25 protein-coding genes and 1 pseudogene are annotated in these 22872 nt (G+C 46.7%); 17 read left to right on the top strand and 9 right to left on the bottom strand.

The window, feature by feature from the left end:
- Positions 1-10: 10 nt before the first annotated feature.
- Positions 11-1084: an ABC transporter ATP-binding protein gene (locus K8U60_RS11555; protein ID WP_223638979.1), complete on the top strand. Its 1074-nt coding sequence runs from the start codon at positions 11-13 to the stop codon at positions 1082-1084.
- Between the two features lie 202 nt (positions 1085-1286).
- On the opposite strand, the gene K8U60_RS11550 is transcribed toward K8U60_RS11555, so the two are convergent.
- Both K8U60_RS11550 and K8U60_RS11545 read right to left on the bottom strand, forming a co-directional pair.
- On the bottom strand, positions 1287-2579 hold the full coding sequence (locus K8U60_RS11550; protein ID WP_223638976.1) for an NAD(P)-binding domain-containing protein: 1293 nt from the start codon (positions 2577-2579) through the stop codon (positions 1287-1289).
- Between the two features lie 46 nt (positions 2580-2625).
- Positions 2626-2946, bottom strand: coding sequence for an ArsR/SmtB family transcription factor (locus K8U60_RS11545; protein ID WP_317851926.1), 321 nt, complete (start codon positions 2944-2946; stop codon positions 2626-2628).
- 172 nt (positions 2947-3118) lie between these two features.
- Here K8U60_RS11545 and K8U60_RS11540 point away from each other — a divergent pair, with 172 nt between their 5' ends.
- From K8U60_RS11540 to K8U60_RS11510, 7 genes are all read left to right on the top strand, one after another.
- A complete protein-coding gene (locus K8U60_RS11540) occupies positions 3119-3466 on the top strand; it encodes an ArsR/SmtB family transcription factor (RefSeq protein ID WP_223638974.1) in 348 nt (115 codons plus the stop codon).
- A gap of 76 nt (positions 3467-3542) precedes the next feature.
- Positions 3543-3962 (top strand): arsenate reductase (thioredoxin), encoded by a 420-nt coding sequence (arsC, locus tag K8U60_RS11535; protein WP_223638971.1) that lies wholly within the window; start codon positions 3543-3545, stop codon positions 3960-3962.
- A gap of 20 nt (positions 3963-3982) precedes the next feature.
- Complete coding sequence (gene arsD / locus K8U60_RS11530) at positions 3983-4354, top strand: arsenite efflux transporter metallochaperone ArsD (RefSeq protein WP_223638960.1); 372 nt, start codon at positions 3983-3985, stop codon at positions 4352-4354.
- Positions 4351-6120, top strand: a complete 1770-nt coding sequence (gene arsA, locus K8U60_RS11525) for an arsenical pump-driving ATPase (RefSeq protein ID WP_223638950.1) — start codon at positions 4351-4353, stop codon at positions 6118-6120. The genes arsD and arsA overlap by 4 nt, the downstream gene beginning before the upstream one ends.
- A gap of 13 nt (positions 6121-6133) precedes the next feature.
- Positions 6134-6406: an iron-sulfur cluster assembly accessory protein gene (locus tag K8U60_RS11520; protein ID WP_223638948.1), complete on the top strand. Its 273-nt coding sequence runs from the start codon at positions 6134-6136 to the stop codon at positions 6404-6406.
- Between the two features lie 782 nt (positions 6407-7188).
- Positions 7189-8784, top strand: coding sequence for a long-chain-fatty-acid--CoA ligase (locus K8U60_RS11515; protein ID WP_223638946.1), 1596 nt, complete (start codon positions 7189-7191; stop codon positions 8782-8784).
- Positions 8785-8936: 152 nt separating this feature from the next.
- Complete coding sequence (locus K8U60_RS11510; RefSeq protein WP_223638933.1) at positions 8937-10529, top strand: long-chain-fatty-acid--CoA ligase; 1593 nt, start codon at positions 8937-8939, stop codon at positions 10527-10529.
- A gap of 115 nt (positions 10530-10644) precedes the next feature.
- Here the strand turns inward: K8U60_RS11510 and K8U60_RS11505 are convergent, their stop codons facing one another.
- Entirely contained in the window at positions 10645-10809 is a 165-nt protein-coding gene (locus K8U60_RS11505; protein WP_223638930.1) for a hypothetical protein, read from the bottom strand.
- 74 nt (positions 10810-10883) lie between these two features.
- Between K8U60_RS11505 and K8U60_RS11500 the strand changes: the two genes are divergently transcribed.
- Positions 10884-11240 (top strand): hypothetical protein, encoded by a 357-nt coding sequence (locus K8U60_RS11500; protein ID WP_223638928.1) that lies wholly within the window; start codon positions 10884-10886, stop codon positions 11238-11240.
- An 80-nt stretch (positions 11241-11320) separates the two neighbouring features.
- Here K8U60_RS11500 and K8U60_RS11495 read toward each other — a convergent pair whose 3' ends face one another.
- The 3 genes from K8U60_RS11495 to K8U60_RS11485 form a co-directional block, all read right to left on the bottom strand.
- Positions 11321-11836 (bottom strand): DinB family protein, encoded by a 516-nt coding sequence (locus K8U60_RS11495; protein WP_223638925.1) that lies wholly within the window; start codon positions 11834-11836, stop codon positions 11321-11323.
- 95 nt (positions 11837-11931) lie between these two features.
- On the bottom strand, positions 11932-13137 hold the full coding sequence (locus K8U60_RS11490; protein WP_223638922.1) for an MFS transporter: 1206 nt from the start codon (positions 13135-13137) through the stop codon (positions 11932-11934).
- Positions 13138-13457: 320 nt separating this feature from the next.
- Positions 13458-14273, bottom strand: a complete 816-nt coding sequence (locus K8U60_RS11485; protein WP_223638919.1) for a DUF1835 domain-containing protein — start codon at positions 14271-14273, stop codon at positions 13458-13460.
- A 156-nt stretch (positions 14274-14429) separates the two neighbouring features.
- On the opposite strand from K8U60_RS11485, the gene K8U60_RS11480 reads away from it, so the two are divergent.
- From K8U60_RS11480 to tnpB, 7 genes and pseudogenes are all read left to right on the top strand, one after another.
- Positions 14430-14579 carry a hypothetical protein gene (locus tag K8U60_RS11480; protein ID WP_223638916.1) on the top strand — a complete coding sequence of 50 codons (150 nt, stop codon included), beginning with the start codon at positions 14430-14432 and terminating at the stop codon, positions 14577-14579.
- A 51-nt stretch (positions 14580-14630) separates the two neighbouring features.
- Positions 14631-15089 (top strand): annotated as a pseudogene (locus K8U60_RS19175) (NUDIX domain-containing protein).
- A 358-nt stretch (positions 15090-15447) separates the two neighbouring features.
- Complete coding sequence (locus K8U60_RS11470; RefSeq protein ID WP_223638913.1) at positions 15448-15687, top strand: hypothetical protein; 240 nt, start codon at positions 15448-15450, stop codon at positions 15685-15687.
- Positions 15684-16220, top strand: a complete 537-nt coding sequence (locus tag K8U60_RS11465) for a dihydrofolate reductase family protein (protein ID WP_223638911.1) — start codon at positions 15684-15686, stop codon at positions 16218-16220. The genes K8U60_RS11470 and K8U60_RS11465 overlap by 4 nt, the downstream gene beginning before the upstream one ends.
- A gap of 59 nt (positions 16221-16279) precedes the next feature.
- Positions 16280-18034, top strand: coding sequence for an SMP-30/gluconolactonase/LRE family protein (locus K8U60_RS11460; protein ID WP_223638908.1), 1755 nt, complete (start codon positions 16280-16282; stop codon positions 18032-18034).
- A 143-nt stretch (positions 18035-18177) separates the two neighbouring features.
- On the top strand, positions 18178-19395 hold the full coding sequence (locus K8U60_RS11455; RefSeq protein ID WP_223638906.1) for a Bcr/CflA family efflux MFS transporter: 1218 nt from the start codon (positions 18178-18180) through the stop codon (positions 19393-19395).
- A gap of 737 nt (positions 19396-20132) precedes the next feature.
- On the top strand, positions 20133-20213 hold the full coding sequence (tnpB, locus tag K8U60_RS19170; RefSeq protein WP_223639354.1) for a transposase: 81 nt from the start codon (positions 20133-20135) through the stop codon (positions 20211-20213).
- Between the two features lie 461 nt (positions 20214-20674).
- On the opposite strand, the gene K8U60_RS11445 is transcribed toward tnpB, so the two are convergent.
- Positions 20675-21073 (bottom strand): hypothetical protein, encoded by a 399-nt coding sequence (locus tag K8U60_RS11445; RefSeq protein ID WP_223638904.1) that lies wholly within the window; start codon positions 21071-21073, stop codon positions 20675-20677.
- 250 nt (positions 21074-21323) lie between these two features.
- Between K8U60_RS11445 and K8U60_RS11440 the strand changes: the two genes are divergently transcribed.
- Positions 21324-21722, top strand: a complete 399-nt coding sequence (locus K8U60_RS11440; RefSeq protein ID WP_223638902.1) for a hypothetical protein — start codon at positions 21324-21326, stop codon at positions 21720-21722.
- 31 nt (positions 21723-21753) lie between these two features.
- Here the strand turns inward: K8U60_RS11440 and istB are convergent, their stop codons facing one another.
- Both istB and K8U60_RS11430 read right to left on the bottom strand, forming a co-directional pair.
- Positions 21754-22527 (bottom strand): IS21-like element helper ATPase IstB, encoded by a 774-nt coding sequence (gene istB, locus K8U60_RS11435; RefSeq protein WP_223638899.1) that lies wholly within the window; start codon positions 22525-22527, stop codon positions 21754-21756.
- Positions 22524-22829, bottom strand: coding sequence for a hypothetical protein (locus K8U60_RS11430; RefSeq protein WP_223638897.1), 306 nt, complete (start codon positions 22827-22829; stop codon positions 22524-22526). The genes istB and K8U60_RS11430 overlap by 4 nt, the downstream gene beginning before the upstream one ends.
- Positions 22830-22872: the final 43 nt, after the last annotated feature.

Genomic DNA, 22872 nt, shown 5'->3' with positions numbered 1-22872 from the left:
GAGTGGAAATATGAGCAGTTTGCGCATCATCAACATCGAAAAGCAATACCAACAAACTCAGCGTAAAAGCGATCCGGCGTTTTCCCTGCAGCCGGTTGGGCTGACCATTAATGAGGGGGAATTTTTCTCATTATTGGGCCCTTCCGGCTGCGGTAAGACGACATTATTGAAGCTGGTGGCGGGATTATTGCAGGCAGACAATGGGGAAATTTGGGTGGGAGATGCCAATATAACAGCGGTTCCACCGGAAGACAGAAGGTTCGCCATGGTATTTCAGCAATCGCTGCTGTTTCCGCATATGACAGTGGAGGACAACGTGGCTTTCGGCTTGAAGATGCAGAAAGTCGGCAAAAAACAGCGTCTAGCTGATGCAAGAGAGATGCTCGAGCATGTGGGGCTCAAAGGATTCGGACTCCGTTTTCCTGATGAATTGAGCGGAGGGCAGCAACAGCGTGTAGCTTTAGCACGCGCGTTGGTCGCCAATCCACAAGTGCTGCTGATGGATGAACCCTTCAGTGCTTTGGATCCGAGTCTCCGGGAAGAAATGAGGGAGTTGCTCAGCCGGATCCAAAAACAGTTCCGTGTCACGGTGCTGTTTGTCACCCATGACCGGGAAGAAGCTTTTCAATTGTCGGACCGGATCGGTGTGATGAGTGAAGGCACGCTGCTGCAAGTAGGCAAAGCCAGGGATTTATATGAACGCCCTGAGAGCAGGAAAGTTGCTTCATTTTTAGGCTTAAAAAACAGCGTTGAAGGTATAGTGGCAGCAGGCCGATTTATATCTGCCGATCGAAGTTTTGATTTTCCGGTGGAAGAAACCATCGAGCGGGGACCATGCCATTTGATCCTACGACCAGAAGTGGTGCAGCTCAAAATCCTCAAGGAGGATCCGCTTGAAGACTCTATTCAGCTTAGCGGAGTTATTCAACAACTGAGATTCAATTATGGCTTTTATACCGGAACCATCCAAGTGGGAATCTATCTACTGGATTGTTCCTTTACCAGCCAACAGGCTGAAGGATTGGTGGTTGGTCAAGAGATTGACGTACTAGTGAATAAAAAAGACTTATGGTTTGTGGCATGAATAAAAAAGACTTGAGCCCACTAAAGCCACAAGTCTTTTTTATTTGGCTGCAGATGTAAACTGCTCAAGATGGTTATTCATCAATATCTAACCCATGGAAAAGATCTACTTTATAAACAGGATTATTCATAGTGTGATAGAGTGGTTTGATGAATAAAATGACTAGGTTATTCAGTTGGCTAAGCAAAATTATAAAAACCACTCAGCAGCAACTATTGCCAGACGGTGCACTATTGATTGTAAAGACGAGTGGCCTGCTGCTGCAGACGCCGGTTTCCGGCAGCTCCAGCTCTACCCGTTCGGCAGCTTCGTGATCGCCGGAAAGATGGGCAACAACCGACCGGGCTTGTTCAAATCCTGTCGCCATCAGGTATGTGGGCGCACGCCCGTAGCTTTTAGCGCCGATAATATAGAAGTCTTTTTCGGGCTGCCGCAGTTCCCGCTCGCCATGTGGGCGCACGGTCCCGCAGCTATGGATGTTCGGATCGATCAGCGGGGCAAGAGCTGGCACACTTTCAAGTGCCGGATCAAAGCTATAGCGAATTTCACGCAAAAGTTCAAAATCAGGACGGGAACCGGTATTGGCGATTACCCGGTCAAATGGGCCAAGCTCAAGTTGGCGGCCTTTTTGTTCAGCGCCCAGCATGACTTGCTGTTCATCCAGTTGGCTGACGGATTGTATGAATGTTGAAGTTTGGCTATCGATCATCCCTTGAACCAGCAACGATTTGACTTGTGTGCCAAGCGCACCGCGTTCCGGCAATTGGTCAGCGTCGCCGCCTCCTAATGCTTGTTCTGGAGAGTCTTTTCGGACGATCCAAGTGATGTGTGTCGCTGGAAAGTCTCTCTTCAGCTGGACCAGGTCCAACAAGGAATTCATCGCTGAATGGCCGCTCCCGACCACTGCTACACGCTTGTTTTCAAAGCATTTTTGGTCGGAGCCAAGAATCGCTGGAATGCCGTAATCCACCAATCCGGCTGCTGCATCAGGTGCCCCGCCGGATACAACAGAATTGGGGGTTTTCCAGGTGCCGGTTGCATCGATGACTGCTCGTGCAAGAATGGTTTTTCGTGTGCCCGTGCCGTTTTCGACTATGAGTTCAAACGGTTTTTCCTCGCGGTTGGCTGTTTTCATCTTGTCCAGTCCCTGGCGCTGCAAATGAACGACCCGGCTGTTTAAGTGGATGAACGGTTTTAGCTCTGGAAGTTCGCCAAGCGGCTGAAGATACTGTTCGGCAATTTCCTTGCCATATGGCAGATGCTGCGGGTCAGGCAGGGCCAGTCCGTGCAGTTCGAATAATTTTTTGGATGCTGCGTCGATATTATACCGCCAAGCTGAAAACAAACGGACATGGCCATATTCAAGAAAATGGGTGCCAAGCGCAGGGCCTGATTCGAATAACACGAATGCTTGCTTATATTGGGCCAGGTGGGCGGCCGCGGCCAGTCCTGCCGGTCCGCCGCCGATGATGGCTACGGGTAGAGAGCTTGTCATTGGGATACACTCCTTCTATAATAGGTTCGATTTTTTATGCTGCTGATCAGTTTGGTGGTCTAATGGATTTATAAAGCTCCTCAGGCAACAACCGCTCCATTTCTTCATTCTTCAAGGCGTAATAGCTCCAAGTGCCTCTGGTTTCTTTTGTCAGGAGCCCGGCATTCAACAGGATTTTCAAATGATAAGACAGTTTCGACTGAGGCATCGCCATTTCCTCAACCAGGTCGCAGACACAGACCGAGTCTTTCTGGCCGATCAAGTTCAGCAATTCCAGCCGTTTCGGGTCAGCCAATGCTTTGAATTTTTGGGCATAGATTTCATTCGTCATGTAGACTGCAGTGTTTTCCTCCAGCGGTTGAGCCATTCCAATCCCCACTTTCTTTAAATCAAATTTATTTGATGAATCAAGTATAATAGGTAGAAGAGATGAATGCAATTACTAAATCAAAAAAATTGATTTAGTAAGAGACCTCTGTTATAACGATTGACTTATATAAAGAAATCATTATATACTAAGCGCGAAGGAGTGGATCCTAATGGAGACTTTGGCAAAACAATCTGCAGCTGATGTCACGGCTTGTCTGAAGGCAGTCAGCGATCCAACCCGCCTGTTGATGATGAAACTGGTGGAGACGAATGAATTATGCGTCTGCCAATTCGTCGAGATGTTCGGCATGAGCCAGCCGGCCATCAGCCAGCATCTGCGCAAGCTGAAGCAAGCGGGACTCGTAAAAGAAAACAGAAGAGGGCAATGGCGATTTTATTCCATGAACAAGGAATCACTGCATGCGCCATTGATTGAAGGCATCTTAAGCCATATTGAAGACACGGACCCTCAAGTTTTGGCTTTGCGCGCCAAGGAAGCACCAGTGGATTGCTGCTAGAAAAAGCATTCGCGACTTACCGAAAAAATACTAGAGATCATAAGCTTTTTTAAGCAGCTCAAAAGGAGAACTCACTATGCCGAAAAAAACCATCTATTTTTTATGTACCGGAAATTCCTGCCGCAGCCAAATGGCTGAAGGCTGGGCAAAACAGCATTTAGCGGATGAATGGGACGTCTACAGCGCAGGAATCGAAGCGCATGGCTTAAACCCGAACGCAGTAAAGGCGATGAATGAAGTAGGCGTTGATATCTCAAACCAGACATCTGACATCATCGACTCGGACTTGCTGAATAATGCAGATTTCGTCGTCACGCTTTGCGGCGATGCAGCTGATAAATGCCCGATGACTCCGCCTCACGTCAGACGTGAACACTGGGGCTTTGAAGACCCAGCGAAAGCGCAAGGGACGGAAGAAGAAAAATGGACGGTGTTCCAAACAGTCCGTGATGCAATCGGAACGCGCATCGAAACCTTTGCCAAAACCGGAAACTGAACGTTAAAGGAGACTGACTCATGACGAAAGTGACGATATACGACCCAGCCATGTGCTGCGATACCGGTGTCTGCGGACCTGTAGTGGATCCGAAGCTGACCGCTGTAGCAGCCGCTGTTTTTTCACTGGAGAAAAAAGGTTTTGACATCAAACGCTTTAATCTGGGGACTGACCCGGCAGCTTTTGTCGAAAACAAAACAGTCAATGCACTGTTGTTCGAGAAAGGCGTAGAATCTTTGCCGGTGATCCTGATCGATGGCGAAATCGCCAAAACCGGAGATTACCCGACTGTCGAGGAGTTCGCTGAATGGTTCAAGGTAGAGAAAACGGAATTGCAGCCGGTTAAACAGCCGGCCAATCCGCTGAACGTCAAAATCGCAGGTGCCAAATGACCAGCCAGGCATTTAAACCAGACCACGTCAGCGGAACACCTTTCCTGTTTTTTACAGGTAAAGGCGGAGTGGGCAAGACTTCCACCGCTTCTGCGACAGCTGTGGCTTTAGCGGATTCGGGAAAACGGGTGCTTCTGGTCAGTACAGACCCGGCTTCGAATTTGCAGGATGTCTTTGGCATGGAACTGACGAACAAACCGCAAGCCGTTGACGGCATCCGGAATTTGTTTGCCTGCAACCTCGACCCGGAAGAAGCGGCACGAACTTACCGCGACTCGGTCGTTGGGCCATACCGCGGCAAACTGCCGGAAGCGGTCGTCAATCAGATGGAGGAGCAGTTGTCCGGCGCCTGCACGGTCGAAATTGCCGCGTTCGATGAATTCACCAAGCTCTTGGCTGATGATCGGGTCATGGATGATTATGACCATATTCTGTTTGATACGGCACCGACTGGCCACACGTTGCGGCTATTGAAGTTGCCGACGGCCTGGAGCGGATTTTTGGATGACTCCACACACGGAGCTTCGTGTCTCGGGCCACTCGCAGGACTGGATGCCAAAAAGGATCTTTACGCAAAAACCGTACAGGCTCTATCTGATCCAGACCAGACGACATTGATCCTGGTGGCGCGTCCGGACACGGCTTCTTTTAAAGAAGCTGCCCGTGCGTCTCAGGAACTCCAAACCATCGGCATCGAAAATCAGGTGCTGATCCTGAATGGTGTTTATTCACCGATTCAAAACGAAGACCATGTATCCCAGGCGTTTGCCCAGCAGCACCAGCAGGCTTTAAAAGAGATGCCTGCGCATTTGCAGACATTGCCGGTATACAGCCTGCCGTTCGTGGCATTCTCCTTGACTGGCATCGCTAATTTGAAGCGCCTTTTCACAGCACCTGAATGGCGTCCGGATGTTCTGAATACGGATCAGATGCCCGCGGAATTGGCTGGTTTAAAAGACATAGTCGACCAGTATTCAGCGCAGAATACCCGCGTCATTTTGACGATGGGCAAAGGCGGCGTCGGCAAAACGACTGTCGCGTCGCTGCTCGCTGTCGGCTTAGTTGAGAAAGGGCATTCGGTGCATTTAACCACGACCGATCCGGCCGCGCATCTGGCGGACCGCTTTGAAGAAACAGGCAACGACCGGTTGACGGTTTCCCGAATCGATCCGCAGCTTGAAGTTGAATCTTATCAAGCACAAGTCATGGAAGCGGCGGGGCCGATGGACGACGAAGCCCGTGCTTACCTGGAAGAAGACCTGCGGTCGCCCTGCACCGAGGAAATTGCCGTGTTCCGTGCTTTTGCGGAAGTGGTTGCCAAAGCGGACAATGAAATCGTCATCATCGATACGGCGCCGACCGGACATACGTTATTGCTGCTGGATGCCACGCAGACCTATCACAAGGAGCTGGAACGGTCGACCGGAGAAATCCCGGAAAGCGTCCAAAACCTGTTGCCGCGCCTGCGCAATCCAAACGAAACCGACGTCCTGCTTGTCACCCTCCCGGAAGCGACCCCTGTTTTTGAAGCGGCTCGCCTGCAGCAAGACTTGAAGCGTGCGGGGATCCAAGCGAAAAACTGGGTCATCAATCAAAGTCTGGCAGGTACCGGCACAACCGAAGGGCTCCTGCAGGCAAAAGCCCAGAGCGAATGGCCGTGGATCCGTAAAGTCAGCAGCGAGCTGGCTGAACGCACGGCGTTGATTCCATGGCAGGCACAAGACAGCATCGGCTATGATAAAATGAAGCAATTGGTAACCAATTAAAGGAGGATTTTCAATGAACATTACACAACCGGCTAAAGACATGCTGTTGGAATCCATGAAAGAAAATACAGCACAAGGCATCCGCTTTTATTTTGCGGGGCAGGGCTGCTGCGGACCGCAATTCGGCCTGTCGATGGATGCACCGGAACAAGGCGACATCATCAAGGAAATCAACGGCATCCAAGTGGCGCTCGATGAACGCGTAAGCACAATGGTGGAGGAAGTATCGCTTGATTTTAAAGACGGCGGCCTGGTACTCGAAGGCCTTCCGGAAAGCAATTGCTGATTTAATCGAAGCAACTATAGAAAACCGGCAGCCCGATAAAAGGGGCTGCCGGTTTGAGCTTGTAGACAAAAGAATATTGATGTCATTTAAAGAATGAATACACATTTTATCATGGTTATACCGGATCCTGCGCTTCCGGCGGACGCTTTCCGCGGGCTCGCGCCGAACTTACTCGGACTGGCGCCCGAGTGGATTTCGGCACTTCGCTGTCCCCGCAGGAGTCGCCGCCTTGCGCTCCGGATCCTTGAGTGAAGGATTTACTAGGTTTTGTGAGACTATTTTTTCCGAACCTGACTAGGAGCTTCTCTCTTTGTTTGAAGCAACACGCTNTCGGCACTTCGCTGTCCCCGCAGGAGTCGCCGCCTTGCGCTCCGGATCCTTGAGTGAAGGATTTACTAGGTTTTGTGAGACTATTTTTTCCGAACCTGACTAGGAGCTTCTCTCTTTGTTTGAAGCAACACGCTCCCAAGCGGGCTGGCCACGAAGACTCCTGTGGGACAGCGAAAGCTGAAGACCCCGCAGGAACGCAGTGACGAGGAGGCTGAAGCTGAGCCCACGGAAAGCGAAGTGGCCAGACCGTTTGGGGACTATGCACCGTTATACATTTTGGTCAGGCTTTGTCTACAGTCTGAAACCGGCAGCCCGATAAAAGGGGCTGCCGGTTTTTTTGTATACGACTGAATTGTTGCTCGATTCCGAAAACTGTATTGACACAGTTAGGGGCACTACCTATACTTGATATATAACAGTCTAGCTACTGACAGATGAAAGGGGATATACTTATGCTGGCAACATTAACACCACTCGATTGGAAACGCCGTGCAGTCAAATACTACCCGGAGAAAATCGCGGTCATTGACGGAGACAAGAAATTTACATACAAAGAGTTTGGAAAACGGGTTGACCGCCTGTCGATCGCTTTACATAACGCCGGCATCAACGAAAAAGACCATGTAGCAGTCATGCTTCCGAACAACCATGCGATGCTGGAATGCTTTTACGGCATCCCGCCACTTGGAGCGGTCATCGTTCCGCTCAATTACCGCCTGTCGACAAAAGACCTGGTGTATATCCTGAAGCACAGCGATGCCAAAGTGCTGATTGTCGATGCAGAATTCGGTAAGATGCTTGAAGAAGCCCAGGCCGAACTGCCGATTGACAAATATATCATCGTGGCTGTAGAAGGCTGCGAATCGGGCCTCAAAGGCGTGGATTATGAAGACTTTATCGGTGAAGTGCCGGATGACGCCAAAGTGCCGGCAACAGAACTGGATGAAAACCAGATGCTTTCCCTCAACTATACGAGCGGCACCACATCCAATCCGAAAGGGGTCATGCAGACCCATCGCACGAATTACATGAACGCTGCGAATTTCCTGCATCATTTGGAGATCAAATACGATGACGTTTACCTGCATACCTTGCCGATGTTCCACACAAACGGCTGGGGCGGCGTTTGGGCGATCACTGCAGCCGGCGGAACCCATGTCTGCCTGCGCAAAGTCGACCCGCCATTGATTCTGGATCTGTTCGAAAACCATGGCATCACGTCACTTTGCGGCGCGCCGACTGTCGTCAATATGCTGGTCAATGACCCGAAAGCCAAAGAAATCGAATTGACACGGAAAATCCGGATGGGAACAGCCGGGGCACCGCCTGCCGCGGCATTGATCGCCAAAGCGCAAAGCATTCTTGGCTTGAACATGATGCACGTCTACGGCTTGACGGAAACTTCGCCCTTCATCCTTTATTGCGAATGGAAAAATGAATTCAATGAATTGGATCCGGATCAGCAGGCAGCCATTAAAGCTCGCCAGGGAATCGAACTGGCGTTCAATGGGGAAACCAAAGTCGTCAACCAGGAAGACGGGAAAGAAGTGGCCTGGAATGGAAAAGAACTTGGTGAAATCGTAACGCGCGGCAATGTCGTCATGGCCGGCTATTACAAGGATCCTGAAAAAACAGCTGAAGCAATACGGGATGGCTGGTTCCATACAGGAGATCTGGCGGTCACGCATCCGGATGGATTCATCGAGATCCAGGACCGCATCAAAGATATGATCATCTCCGGCGGAGAGAACATTTCCTCGACTGAAATTGAAGGAGTCCTGTACAAGCACCCTGCCATTGCCGAAGTCGCTGTCATAGCGGTTCCGGATGAAAAATGGGGAGAAGTGCCGAAGGCCATCATCGTCCTGCACAAAGGCTCGGAAGTGACCGAACAGGAAATCCTGGATTATACACGCGAAAATATGTCCCGTTTCAAAGTACCGAAATCCGTGGATTTTGTGGAAGCTTTGCCGAAAACAGCCACAGGCAAACTGCAGAAATTCCAATTGCGGGAAATGTATTGGGGCGGCGGAAAAAAAGTGAATTAAAGATAAGCGTAAAGGCGAAGAGTGATCTTCGCCTTTACTTTTTGTTGAACTGTGCTAAAATTCCGAAAGTTCATTTGACAGTGAATAAATGCATTCCTATACTAAAGTAGACAGATGTTAAGAGTAAGAGATTGAAAGGGGTATGGGAGATTATGATTGCACCATTAACACCGCTCGATTGGAAACGCAGGGCCATCAAGTATTACCCGGAGAAAGTAGCCGTCATCGATGAAGAAAAAACGTTTACATACAAAGAGTTCGGAAATCGGACCGACCAGCTGGCGTTTGCTTTGCACAAAGCAGGCATTCAGCAAGGGGACCATGTAGCCGTCATGCTGCCGAACACCCATTATATGCTGGAATGCTTTTATGGCATCTGCCAAATCGGTGCGGTCATGGTGCCGCTCAATTACCGCCTGACCGCCAAAGACCTGGAATACATCATCAACCACAGCGATGCGAAAACATTGATCGTCGATGCAGAGTTCGGCAAGCTGATTGAAGAGATCCAGGACAAACTGCCGATTGAAAAATTCATCGTCGTGGAAGTGGACGGGCATGAATCGAAGATCAATGGGATCTCCTATGAAGATTTTATTCAAGTGGACAGCGACGCTGTACTTCCTGAAGTAAGGATTGATGAAAATCAGATGCTGACGCTGAACTATACAAGCGGCACGACATCAAATCCGAAAGGTGTCATGCTGACGCATCGCAGCAATTACCTCAATGCAGCGAACTTCCTGTACCATCTGAAAGTAGAGCATGACGACGTCTATCTTCATACTTTGCCGATGTTCCACGCCAATGGCTGGGGCGGCGTCTGGGCGATCACCGCTGCGGGAGGCACGCATGTCTGCCTGCGGAAAGTTGATCCGCCGCTGATTTTGGAACTGTTTGAAACACATAAAATCTCCGTGTTATGCGGTGCACCGACCGTCGTCAATATGCTGGTCAATGAACCGAAAGCGAAAACCATCAACATCACCACCAATCCACGAATGGGGACAGCCGGCGCTCCGCCCGCTGCTGCATTGATCGGCAAAGCGCAGGAATTGCTTGGATTGAATATGATGCATGTCTATGGTTTGACAGAAACGTCGCCATTCATTTTGTATAATGAATGGAAAAAGGAATTTGACGAGAAGACGCCGGATGAACAGGCAACCATCAAAGCGCGCCAAGGAATCGAGCTGGCATTTAACGGCGAAACCAAAGTCGTCAACCAGGAAGACGGCAAAGAAGTCGCATGGAACGGCAAGGAACTGGGCGAAATCATTACGCGTGGAAATGTCGTCATGAGCGGCTATTATAAAGATCCCGAAAAAACAGCTGAAGCGATCCGTGACGGCTGGTTCTATACAGGCGATCTGGCTGTGACCTATCCGGACGGTTATATTGAGATCCAGGACCGCATCAAGGACATGATCATTTCCGGAGGCGAAAATATTTCTTCTACGGAAATCGAAGGCGTGCTGTATAAGCATCCGGATGTCTTAGAAGTGGCTGTCATCGCTGTACCTGATGAGAAGTGGGGAGAAGTGCCGAAAGCGATCATCGTCCTGCATGCGGAGGCGACTGTTACCGAACAGGAGATCATCGCGTACACACGCGACAATATGGCGCATTTCAAGGCACCGAAATCCATCGAATTCGTCGAGGAGCTGCCGAAGACCGCGACCGGCAAACTGCAGAAATTCCGTTTGCGCGAAATGTACTGGAGCGGCCCGAAGAAAGTGAATTGATCTGAGTAGATGAAAAAAGAAACGTCCGTATAATGCTGAGAGGCATTCAACGGACGTTTTTTAATAACTGATTCGAAAGATGCTATAGTCGAATAAAAGAGTGTTTGCTCTAAAGTTAGAAGCCTAAGATTGCCACAAAAATCAGCGTAAATACCAAGCTGATGACAGAAGACTTTACCCAACGGTATTCTTGGCTGGTTCCGAGAAGCATACTGACGGCAACATGGATCAATAAAATGGCTATAAAAACGACGAGAGTGGTTACCAGAAAATAGAACATGATTTTTTCATCCTTTCGTTGAACGCATTATCCGGCTCTAAAATGGACCGATAAAAAACGAGGAGTGAATCCATATGAAACTGATTTGCCGTACATGCCATCTGGAAATTTCAAAGGAAGTAAGGGAATTGCCAGACGTCAGCCTGCTGAACCATGAAGATGCCCAAGATTATATTCCCGAAGGGTTTTACATTATTGACGACAATAAAATGCACCTGGACCTTAGAGATGCCATCATCATCAACCTTAAAGATCTAGTCAATTCAAAACGTCATTCAAACAGGAGCCGGCTGAATGGCTGTTGCGGCATGGATGGATTGGATGGAAGGAACCGCCTTTGTCTGAGAAACCACGAGATTGGCACAGAAAAATCGGATTGCTGGATGGCGCATTTTATTGCATTAGATCCAGAAATGGTTCAGTTTGAATGAATAGGTGAATTGTAAAAGTTTCTATTTTTATGAATTGAAAAATAGATTTGATTTCGAAAAAGAATAATTCACGAATAATTTTATCTCTTCGAATTTCTTAGCAGAGTCCTGATTTGTCCCCGGTGGCTGATTTCATCTTCCATGACATGGAACCAAAGATAATGGTTATTAAAGGAACCGCCATTTTCCCACTGGCTCTCTTCCAGCAACCAGCTGTCTTGCTTGGATTTCAGCAAGGATAATGTGCTGTTTCTGGTCTCCTGCAATTGAACTAAATAATATTCAAGTGGCCGATTTTTTATAGTTGCTCTCGCTTCATCTCCCAGTTCTAAAGGGACTTTCCACTTTTTATATTCAGCAGTGGTTAAATCCCTCTTTTCATTGGAAATGACTTGATGCACAAATTCGATGGACGCCATATGCAGCAGCAGAGCGGCAATGGTATTTGAACTGTCATCCGGCAAGTAATCCAATTCGTTTTGGGTCAGACCGGAAATTTCATTCAAAGTTACATTCCTTGTGTATTCCAGCATGGAGACAAGCTCACCTATTTTCTCGGTGAAAGGCACTGCTGAAATGATTCGGTAATCAATCATTTATCCACTTCCCATTCATGGTTTAGATTGGCTTGTAAGCATAATGAAAAGGAGGTCAACGGATGTCTCCGCTGACCTCCTTTTTTTACGCTTGATTATTGGTCTATCGTTTTCCGGAAATGGCTTCTGCTGCAATAGGCGATCAAGCTGACTAGTGCGAGCAATAGACCCGATAAGATAAAGACGGAACGGATGCCGATTGCATCAGCCAGTATCCCCATCAAAAGGGAAGAGACGCCGAATGTTCCCGTTCCGATTGCACCCAATGTCGTGAATACTGTCGGCAGCCGGTCTTTCGGGACGCTCGTCTGGACGATGGTCTGCTGCGGAATGTTTTTGATTTGGCTGAAAATGCCGACTAGAACAGAAAGCAGCAGCGCCAGTACCGGAACAGCGTTCAGTCCGAAAAGGAAGGTTGCCAGGCTGCTGGAGACCGCTCCTCCGACAATAAAAAGGCTGAGATTCTGTTCAATCCAACCAGAGAACCACAGGCAGAAAAGGCTGCCGGCAATCAATCCCAGGAAGAAGGAGCCGTTGATAAAGCCCCACCACATCTCTTCAAGCATCAGCGCTTCGCTGACGAATACATAAAGGATTGCGGCGATCCATACCGTACCGGCGATTGTTTCCAGTACATCCATCAAAGCAATTCGTTTCAGCACAGGAGAAGCGGAAACGTTTTTCCAACCGCTGCTGATTTGCTGCCATTTGCCCTGCTTGCTGGATGGTGTGAAATCGGCTCTATCCAGCCCGCTTAACAGAAGACTGGACAGGAAAAACAAACCCGCTGTAATCCAGATCAATTCATTTGCTGTCAGCCAAACCAACAGCGAACTGCCGACAAACCACATGGCGGTCTGGATCAGTTGTGTCACCGTTTCGGTTATACCATTGGCTTTCAAGAGAAGTTCGTTTTTTACATAAACCGGGATAAGCGAGCGGGTAACCGGATTCGCACAGCCGTCAAGCAATGCCACCAAGCTGATCACCAAAAACAGCCCCATGTAATTAGCGTGTGAAAGCTGTGGCATGAAGAAAGCGAGCCCCACCAACAGGCCCGTTTTTCCGATTTGCGAACCGGCAAGCAGCCATTTCAAGTTGAACCGCTCCATCAATAAAGGCGTCAATGTGTTCGAAAGAAACATTGCGCTTGTGATCGTGAAAGGCACGAAAGCAGCGGCGGTGGCTGAGCCTGTGAGTTCAAAAATCAGGTAAATAACACTGACGATGTAAAGCACATCGCCAATATTGGCAAAAGACTGCCCAGTCAGCAGCAACTTAAAGTTTCTATTAAATTTCATCGTAAAATCCCCCAAGAGTTCAATTGGTAAATGACTTCTAGAAGGGGTTGAGTTAAATTGGACGAGTGGTCATGAAAGATGTTCCTTTCCGGGAATGATGATCTTCGGGGGATTGAAGTACATCAAAATGTTTGATTATTCCCATTATACGCTAATTATTTGGGAAATAAATGGCTTGTTAAGAAAAAAATGGATATAGTAGGAGGAAGAATCTATCTTCTCTGGAGCAATAGTTCAATAGGTATTAAAAGTGGTACATCCAGGGTTCACCTATGAATCAATGTCTTCTGAACAGTATTCAAGCGTATCTTCGGTATGTATTAATCCACCGCTTTTATTTTGTAGGACCTCATCGATTGAAGGCCGCCTATAAAGGCTACTTGTCCGTCTTCGATCAATGAGCGGATTCGGTAATCGATCCATGAATCAGAGATTGGCTGTTCAGACAGGCCGTATGCTTCACCAATTACCCGGATGGCGTCTACGTAATCATTGCCGGCAGATTCTGCAACCTGTTTTTTTATACAATCGATGATAAAAGAGTCGTCACGGGTTTCGGCTTCTTCTAAAATTTCTCCATTTTTCCAGGTAAGGACCTGGCTGGTGCTGTGAAGCAAGTTCTTTCCATCCTCTTCAAATGCGATCCGCATGTCTTTTGTGACGGAGAGGGAAGAGTAGTTAAAAAAATGTGCCAGTTGCTTGGCATTGCATTCACCTGAATGCCGGACGGTTTGCTGAATTTCCTGATCCTTCAAGTATTCATTCAAGGCTTGCAGTGTATTTACTACGAATAGCCCGACATGTTTGCCTGTCAGTAAGAAGCAGGCAATGCGCAGCCCGATTTGTTCGGAGGCGTTTTCACATGTCCAAATGACTAGCTGTTCACCATTTTTTACGTCCTTCAGTTCTTTCAAAGAACGTTGGAAAATCGATAATGCTTCGTCAGAGCGATTATTCAGTGGGTGGTATGAAGAACCTTCCCAATCAGCACGGATTGAGACGCCGTTTTCCAAGTGGATCGCTGTGATTGGACCAACGGAAAAATCCATTGGCAATGGGATGATTTGATCGGTGGTTTCCGAAAGCGTGTTTTTTAGGGCGGCTGCAGCCGATTCGCCATTGACAATATGAATCATATCAGCACTCCTTCAGATATAAAATGGTCTATTCATTATATGCATTAATCGTAGCATAGTCCTTCAACATGAAACAAACAGATATGCATTGGACTGATGGAAACGAATCTACTTTCTATAACATTCAAGTATTCATATCTAAAAGGGGGGATCATGATGGATAAAACATTAGCGACATACATCGGTTTTGGCGCGATTATGGGTGTCTTTTTCGGTGAAATCTGGTTAGCCATCGCAGCAATGACATTAATTTATATTGCATTGCGCATGGATGAGTTCATAAAAGCTTTAACTAATAGATCATAAGCTGGCGTTAGTGGATTTCATTTGAAAAAGAGCTGGAAAGGAAAGTGTAGAATGTTTATACGGAATTCGGCCAAAGCAGTTATTTTGAAAGACTCTAAAGTGTTGCTGACAAAAAATGTAGATGATGAAGGGTTCTTTTACTTGTTTCCGGGCGGCGGGCAAGATCATGGAGAAACCTTACCGGAGACAGTAAAAAGAGAATGTCTGGAAGAAATCGGTTAACAGGTTGAGGTCGGGGAGTTGCTTCATCTCCGTGAGTACCTCGGAAAAAATCATGAATATGCAGAGTTTGATCGCCACATTCATCAAATCGAGACTTATTTTGTCTGCAAAATAAAAAGTGAACATGCAACCGAGTCAACAAATCCTGACAGCCATCAAGTTGGAATAGAGTGGATAGCGGTCAAGCATTTACTGGAGTATCGAATCTATCCAAAAGATTCGCGGAAATATATACAAGAGTTTGATGCGGGTAAACGAAATAGGGTCTATTTGGGAGATATCAATTAAATAAGCTGCACCTGAAGGGTTGAGGAGTTCTGCTGTTTTTGAGCTTCTATTAGTCAGGTGCATTTCTATTTATACAGGTCTAAAAATGAGCCGACTTTGAAAAATAGAGAATCACATGTTTTTTAATATAAATGTAATAAACTACTTAAGGATTTATTACAAAAATCAAAACCGCAAACAAGAAAATCAGCAAAAGCGAAAATAAAACGAGGATAGGACACCTAAAACAACCGACCGGAAAAAGATAAATTATTCTTGTACCATTTGGGCATATAAAAATGGAAAAACAGGTATGGTCAAGTTAAGGTCACGATATGCATCAGTTCAAGCCATTTTATAGAAAGAGGGAATACAATGAATGGAGAGAATTGAAAAAAAGTTTTCTATCGTGTTTTCAGCTGAGCAAAGTCCTTGCGATGTTCTTGCCTATATTCGATCCATCACGCGAGGGAAGAAATCTTCTTTTATCGGTTTTTACAATAATCGCTATTTGCTAACAGTGGATGACGATGAATTTATTGTGATTTCCAGAAGTCCAGAAGACTTGATTGACGTACAGAACTTTATTCGAGAAATGAATGGAGAGGAATCGAAATGACAAAAGTGTATTTTGGCATGATTGTTTCACTTGATGGATTCGTCAACGACCGCGATGGAAGAATAGACAAACTTTATGAAAGTTACCAGCCACATTATGAGTTTCCTGGGGCTGTCGTCATGGGGCGCAATAGCTTCGACATGGCCAGCGATCCGGATGGCTACGCTGACCATTATGAATTTCAAGTGCCGTTGTTTGTATTGACCCATCATCCGCCGGAAAAACACCCAAAAGAAAACGATAAACTGTCCATCACTTTTGTGACCAATGGCATTGAATCGGCTATTAGCCGGGCGAAGACCGCAGCAAATGGCAAAGATGTGCTGGTGTTGGGAGCAAATGTCAGCCAGCAGCTGCTTCGGGCCAAACTGGCTGATGAGCTACAGATCTGTTTTGCGCCGGTGCTCTTGGGACAAGGGACGCGCTTTTTCGAGCATTTGGAAGATCTCAAGATTCAATTGGAAAAGATCCGGACATACGTAGACAACCAGCAAGTTGAAAGTTGGTATAAAATCATTCAGCAGCCCAACTAATATCAGTTTTTATTCATTCATGCGGCTACCCGCATACAAATAGAATGGAAGTGATTGGCATGCGAAAAATTGAAGCGGTAACAGCATTGATTGGTTTGCGCGGAGATTTTCCGCATGAACAGGGAATGGATGCCTGGAGTGGTCCTTATGCACAAAAAGCAGCGCGAATTAACGGTGTGCTCGAATACCGGCAGCATCACTTCTGCAAGAATCAGCCTGGACATTGGCCAGCACTCTCTGGAGTTGAAACAGTGGTCCACCCGCGATACGGAATCGATGGAATGGAAGAGTATGTTTTGAAAACAGCCGCAGCCAAACGGCACAGGAAACTGAAGGGTAGTTATGGGGAAACGCTATTCGCCGATAGGGCGCTCTATAAGGCTCGTCTGAAAAACTGCCGAATGCTGCGTCATCCAACCTGCCATTCACAAGCAACTTACCGGGAAATCGTGCTGATCCGCAGGAAACCATCCGTCCGGCTGCGTGATTTCCAGTCATTCATCCAAAACAGTCTGGCTCCTGCGATTGCAGCTGTGCCCAGTTTTTCGGAAGTCCGTTATCAATTGTTCGAGACATCCGAGAAGAAACGGAATGCATCTATGGGTAATTATGAAGCAATGCTCGTTCTTGGTGCGGCGGATGCTCCTGCATTCCGGAAAGCACTTGATTCATCCGCTTTTCTGGAAACAAAGAAGGAACAGGAAAAACATTGTGCGGCTATTCATGCCTATTCCGTTGCGGCATCCTATGTATTCACGAAATCCGGGCGGCCGACGCTTCCGCAAATTAAACCTGAACCAAAACAAGCACTGGAGCCGGTGAGACGGAAACTGCCGCCTGCACCACCGCGTGCCGCACACAAATACAGCCGGACACCTTTCCAGCGTTCCTGGCGCATTCCGCTCAGCGGCTACGGACCGGAAGATGTTGTCGTTGATGGACAGGGGCGATTGATCTGCGGCGTGGAAGATGGACGCATTTTGCGCATCGACATGGAGCGGCATCAGGAGGAAACGATCGGTGATACGGGCGGCCGCCCTTTAGGCCTTGAAGTTCTGCCGGACGGGCATCTGCTGATATGCGACGCCCAGAAAGGTCTGCTCCGTCTAGATCCGGAGACAGGTGTGATTGAAACGCTGGTCCAGTATGTCGACGGAGTTCCGCTGCGTTTTTGTTCCAATGCTACAGCTGCAGGGGATGGGACGATTTGGTTCACGGAATCCAGCAACCGCTATGACTTCGAGCAGTATACAGGCGCATTGATGGAACACCGGGCATCCGGTCGGCTGTTCCGGCGGGATCCACAGGGACGCGTCGAAGTGATCCTCGAAGGGTTGTATTTCGCCAACGGCATCACGCTGTCGAATGATGAACAGGCCGTAATTTTTGCTGAAACGGATGGCTACCGGCTCAACCGGTTATGGATACAAGGACGCAATGCTGGAAAGAGGGAAATCCTTGCGGCTAATCTGCCGGGGTTCCCAGACAATATCTCTCGCCTGAGCGACGGCACGTTCTGGGTAGCCATGATGACAAACCGCAACCCTTTACTTGACCGGCTGGGCACGGCGCCCGCAGTTTTGCGAAAGCTGCTGTGGCGGGTGCCTGAACGTCTGCAGCCAAAAGGCGCTAAAACCGCTTGGGCCATGCTTTTCGATGAAAAGGGAAACTGCCTGCTTGATCTCCAAAGTTCAAGCATTGATTATCACGCCGTCACCGGAGTTGTAGAATTGTGCGGCATGCTGTATTTCGCCAGTATTGAAGAGCAGGCACTGCTCGCTGTGGAATTAATGCCTGAAAAAACTAGAAATTAACCCGCATCTGAGTGGCTTCCGTTGAAAACAGATGAAGAAATTCTGCTTTGAAACGGATTGTTTTCCATAGAGCATTACACCTTTCGCCGGAATATTGTATAGTTAATAAGGATTTATTTAGAAATGAAAGGTGTTATCTCAAAATGTTGCAGAACCCCACAGGAAGAAAACGGCTCGGCCTGGCCCTGATCCTCAGCATGCTGGGCATACTGGCTCCGCTGAATATCGATATGTATCTACCGGCATTTCCAGCGATCGCAGACGAATTGGACGCACACGTCTCGCTCGTTCAGCTGAGCTTAACGGCTTGCCTGATTGGACTTGCGGCAGGGCAAATCGTCGTCGGACCGTTTAGTGATGCGGTCGGCAGGCGCAAACCGTTGATCATCTCGGTCATCCTGTTTGCGCTGTCGTCCGTACTTTGCGCAGTGGCCCCGAACATCGAAACGTTGATCGCCGCACGCTTTTTGCAAGGATTCACCGCATCAGGCGGTGTGGTCCTTTCCAGAGCCGTGGTCAGCGACATCTTTACCGGCCGTGAAATGACGAAATTCTTCGCATTGCTCATGGTCATCAACGCTGTAGCACCAATGGCCGCTCCAATTGCGGGCGGTGGCATCTTGGCATTGCCGTTTGCGGGCTGGGAAACCATCTTTTATTTCCTCGGTTTGCTTGGTGTCATCATGGTCATCGTCGTCATCTTCCGCCTGCCGGAGACTTTGCCACCGAAAGACCGCATGCCCAGTTCAATCGGACACTCCGTCCGGACGATGGGAAGCCTGTTTAAAGCGCGCCCCTTTATTGGCTATGCCCTGGTGGTCGGCTTGGTCCACGGCGGCAGTTTCGCTTATGTCGCCGGGACGCCGTTCGTCTATCAGGAGATTTACGGCGTTTCGCCTCAAACCTTCAGTGTGCTGTTCGGCATCAACGGCATCGCAATGATCATCGGAAGCTTTATCATCGGTAAATTCGGCGGCATCGTTTCTGAGCACCGGCTCTTACAGGGCGCAGTCATCGTGGCAGCCAGTGCAACGTTCGTACTGCTGGTCATGACGATCATCGAGGGGCCGCTCGCTTCACTGGTGACGTCGATCTTCATCTACATGATCGCGATCGGCATGATCTTTACCAGTTCGTTCACCCTGGCGATGAGAGGCCAGAAACACCGGGCGGGAAGTGCCAGTGCGGTTGTCGGCATGCTGCCGCTTGTCATCGGTGCTCTCGTATCACCGCTGGTCGGCATCAACGAAACTTCGGCTGTTCCGATGGGCGCCATCCTATTTGGCACGTCAGTTCTTGGCCTGCTCGCCTTTTTCGGACTGACCGGACACAAGCAGAAAGTTGCAGAGAATACTAAATAATATTCAAGCAGGTGCGAGTATGCAGTTTGCTGAATTGAAACAGGAGCGGAAGAGATTTTCTTCCGCTCCTGTTTTTTATATTTTCTACTAGTTTAATCGATACCTTTTTACTTGCTTTCATAGGCTGAAATTATTAGTCAGAGATTAAAAATATCTTCAAATTAAACTCATAAAACAATCAGTTTCCTAATTTTATCTGAAATTCGTTCGAAAATGTGTATGCAAATTCGCGAACGTTCGTAAAGTCTTTTGCTATGTTTACGAACGTTCTTTTGTGCATTTTTCAGATGGTTTTAGAGTGTTCGTAAAAGTGTACTTTTACGAACGGTTTTTCTATAAGGTATAGTGAATTCAGTGTAATATTATCGATTGGAAGGAACAGTGGGTTTAGATTAAAAAGCGGAGAGTCTTTGGTTCAATGATGCGAGAAGAAGAACATCAAAATCCACACCATGAAATACTGACTGCGTAAGCAGTCTCCTGTATCGAAAAAATTGCAAGAGACCGTTTGGGTCTTCTGTCTGGTGAAAGGACCTTCGAGTGATACGATTACGTTGAAAAAAATGTGGAAATTGAGGTAATGAGTGGCTTCCAGAGCGACTTGTTAATGAAGGTTCTTCGCTTCGGACACTTGACCAATTATAATGAATGGCCGGATTGTCGAACAGGTGTATTTGGCCGCTGAACCAATAGACCTTTAAAAGTCAATCGACGGATTGGCGGTTATCTTCTAGTAACTGTTCCAGCTCGATTCCTTCTCCAACAGGCTCTTTGTGTTCTGTAACCGGAAGAAAGACAAGCTCAAGATTCTATTCTAGGGTCACAATGGCATTTAGCGCTATTACCGGCGATTGGAAAAAAGGTTGTTCGACAGGAACACGGGTCCAGTCAGCCGCTGCTCAACACTTCCCGCCAGGTGAACTGGCTGCTCGATGGTCTGCCGATGCACCAGCGCCGAGCGTATCCCTCTATTACAGCGAAAAAATATTTAGGTCTATTTGGGGCGAAACTTTTATTCTATTCTTAGATTTATGAGAAAATCGGACGGAAAACATCTATCTAGAATTGAAGAACTGGAGAAAAAGTACGAGTAGCTTGAAAACCAGATGAAGTAACTGTAGCTGAAGTTGCTTTCAGAGAAAACCGCATACGAAACAAAAACTGTTGGAGAAAAATCAATCATTTTTCTTCAGCAGTTTTATTTTAGGGATTTATAGAACACCCTCATTTTATTTAAAAAATTTATATTATCTTAAGTGGGCTAAACAGTCTTACCATTTCAACCTTCACCACGAGAGATGTACAATCTCATTTCTCCATTAACTACAGCAATATAACCGGACCGTGGATTCTTTGCTTTAAATATTTCTGTTCCAACAGGCAACTTAGAAGCAGTTCCAGTTTTAAAATCAGAAGCATTAGTGGATTGCATTTTAACTTCAAGTACTTTTTCCCCTATAGCTAAATCACTCTCAATTCTCCCATCTATTTCTTCTGCTTTAATATAAGTAACGTTATCAATCATTATGATATCTGCATCTGGATTTTCTAACAATCTTTCCTCAGGAGTTGGATTGCCGAGAGTGGCATCATTAACAGGTTGATCGATTGAGTCATTAGTACAACCTGAAATAAAGAATAATAAAATCATTAAACATATTAACAACTTCATTTTCATTAAGGTTTGTCCCTTCCATGTTTAAATTCATGTATTATTCCAAAAAAAATAACATTCTACAAGTAATGTAAGTTTATCATTAACTAAAATGAACGTAAACATTATTTTTTAGTTCTAAAGGTAAATTTAAAACATATTTTGTAAAAAAAATAAATAATAAGTCTTGTTGTTAGAAAAGTTTGAATATATAATCAAATAGTAATTCTTTTGTTTAATGTTATTAAAATTCACTTCAAAAGGAGCTATTAAATTGATTAAAAAAACTTTTACAGGTTTAATGTTGGCATCCATTCTATTGGCTGGAAATTACAATGCGGAGGTCCTAGCTGATTCAAATAAAAGTATAACCTCTGTTCAAAATAATGATGTATTAGAGATTGTCAATGCGAAAGTAGCTCAACGTATTGCAATAGGAGATTCTAATTTTAATGATGTTGAAGTCAGCAAGGTAAAAAAAATGAAAGATATTAATGAAAAAGATACGAAATATATGGTTTTGCTTAATAATAAAAGTGATAAAACGATAGCGGGTTATATGATAGTCGATGTACTTCTTGAGAATGAAGATGCAGTGGTGGAATTTGCTTTTGGAAGTGTATATCCAGGATATGAGAAGGATGAAAAACTTCTTTACTATCTAGGTCTGTAACCGTCAAGTAGAATTAAACAGTTTTCCCCAATTAAGACTCAACACCTTGATTGCTAAATAACGTTTTTCGGTATCTCATTCGGATGCTGTCTTGCTTCTCGTCGAACGTAAGAATCTCACTTCGGTGAAGCAGGCGGTCTAAGATGGCTGTTGTTAAGGTCTGATCGCCTAAGAATTTTCCCCATTCGCCTGGACCTTTATTTGAAGTTAATATGAAGGCCGCTTTGTCGTACAGTTCATAAATGAATTGGAAAAATAGATGAGCCTCTTGAGGCTCATAAGCCATGTACATGACATCATCAATGATGATCAGATCAGAAGCGGCAATCCGTTTATATCTGGTTTTTGACTTGCTCGTGTAATCTTTAGATTTCAGTACATAAATGAGACGCTCCATCGATATAAACGACACCTGATACCCACGCTCGATGGCGTGGATACCTAATGCAGTCGATAAATGAGTCTTGCCGGCGCCTGTCGGTCCCATCATGATCAACGTGAAACAGTCATCGATCCAGGAAAGTTCCTTTAATACATTCAGCTGCTTTTCGCCGATGGCTGTTTGTTCCTCCAAGCGGAAATCTTCAAATGTCAGTAATTCAGGGAACTCTGCCCATTTCATGAGCTTTTCACTGTTTTTTCGTTCTCGGCAACGCGTTTCATAACTAAGCACTTCATGGATAAACTCGTGATAGGTCCATCCCTTCGCCTCAGCTTCGCGAAGAAAATTCGGCAATTCTTTGGCCGTCTCTGCCAACCGCAAGGTTCGGCATTTTTCTTGTAATCCTTCGTAGGGATGGCTCATCGATTTACACCTCCTTGAAGGACAGAGAGGTAAATATCCGTAGTCCGTTCAGGTGCCACAAAGTCTTTGTACTTCTCGTTGATCGTGCCAACTTTTTTTGGTTTCTTTTGGCTTTCTATCTCTAACGAGATAGCGATGTCCCGTAATTCATTGGCACTCGTCATCTCAAGTCGATTAAACGTAATCAGCGCATCATCGACATAGTCCGGGTAGTTTCCGATGACGGAAAGCACGACTTCCAGTTGGTCGATCAAATGGCGTGGATATCGTTCGGTCAATCGCTCAATGAACCAGTTACTCAATTCAGTATCGGCCAATTGGTCTTGAATTTGTTGGATTAATAAA

Source organism: Planococcus circulans (assembly GCF_020023385.1).
Lineage (GTDB): Bacteria > Bacillota > Bacilli > Bacillales_A > Planococcaceae > Planococcus.
Note: the sequence above shows the minus strand (reverse complement) of the source record. Positions and strands in the feature narration are given on the sequence as shown.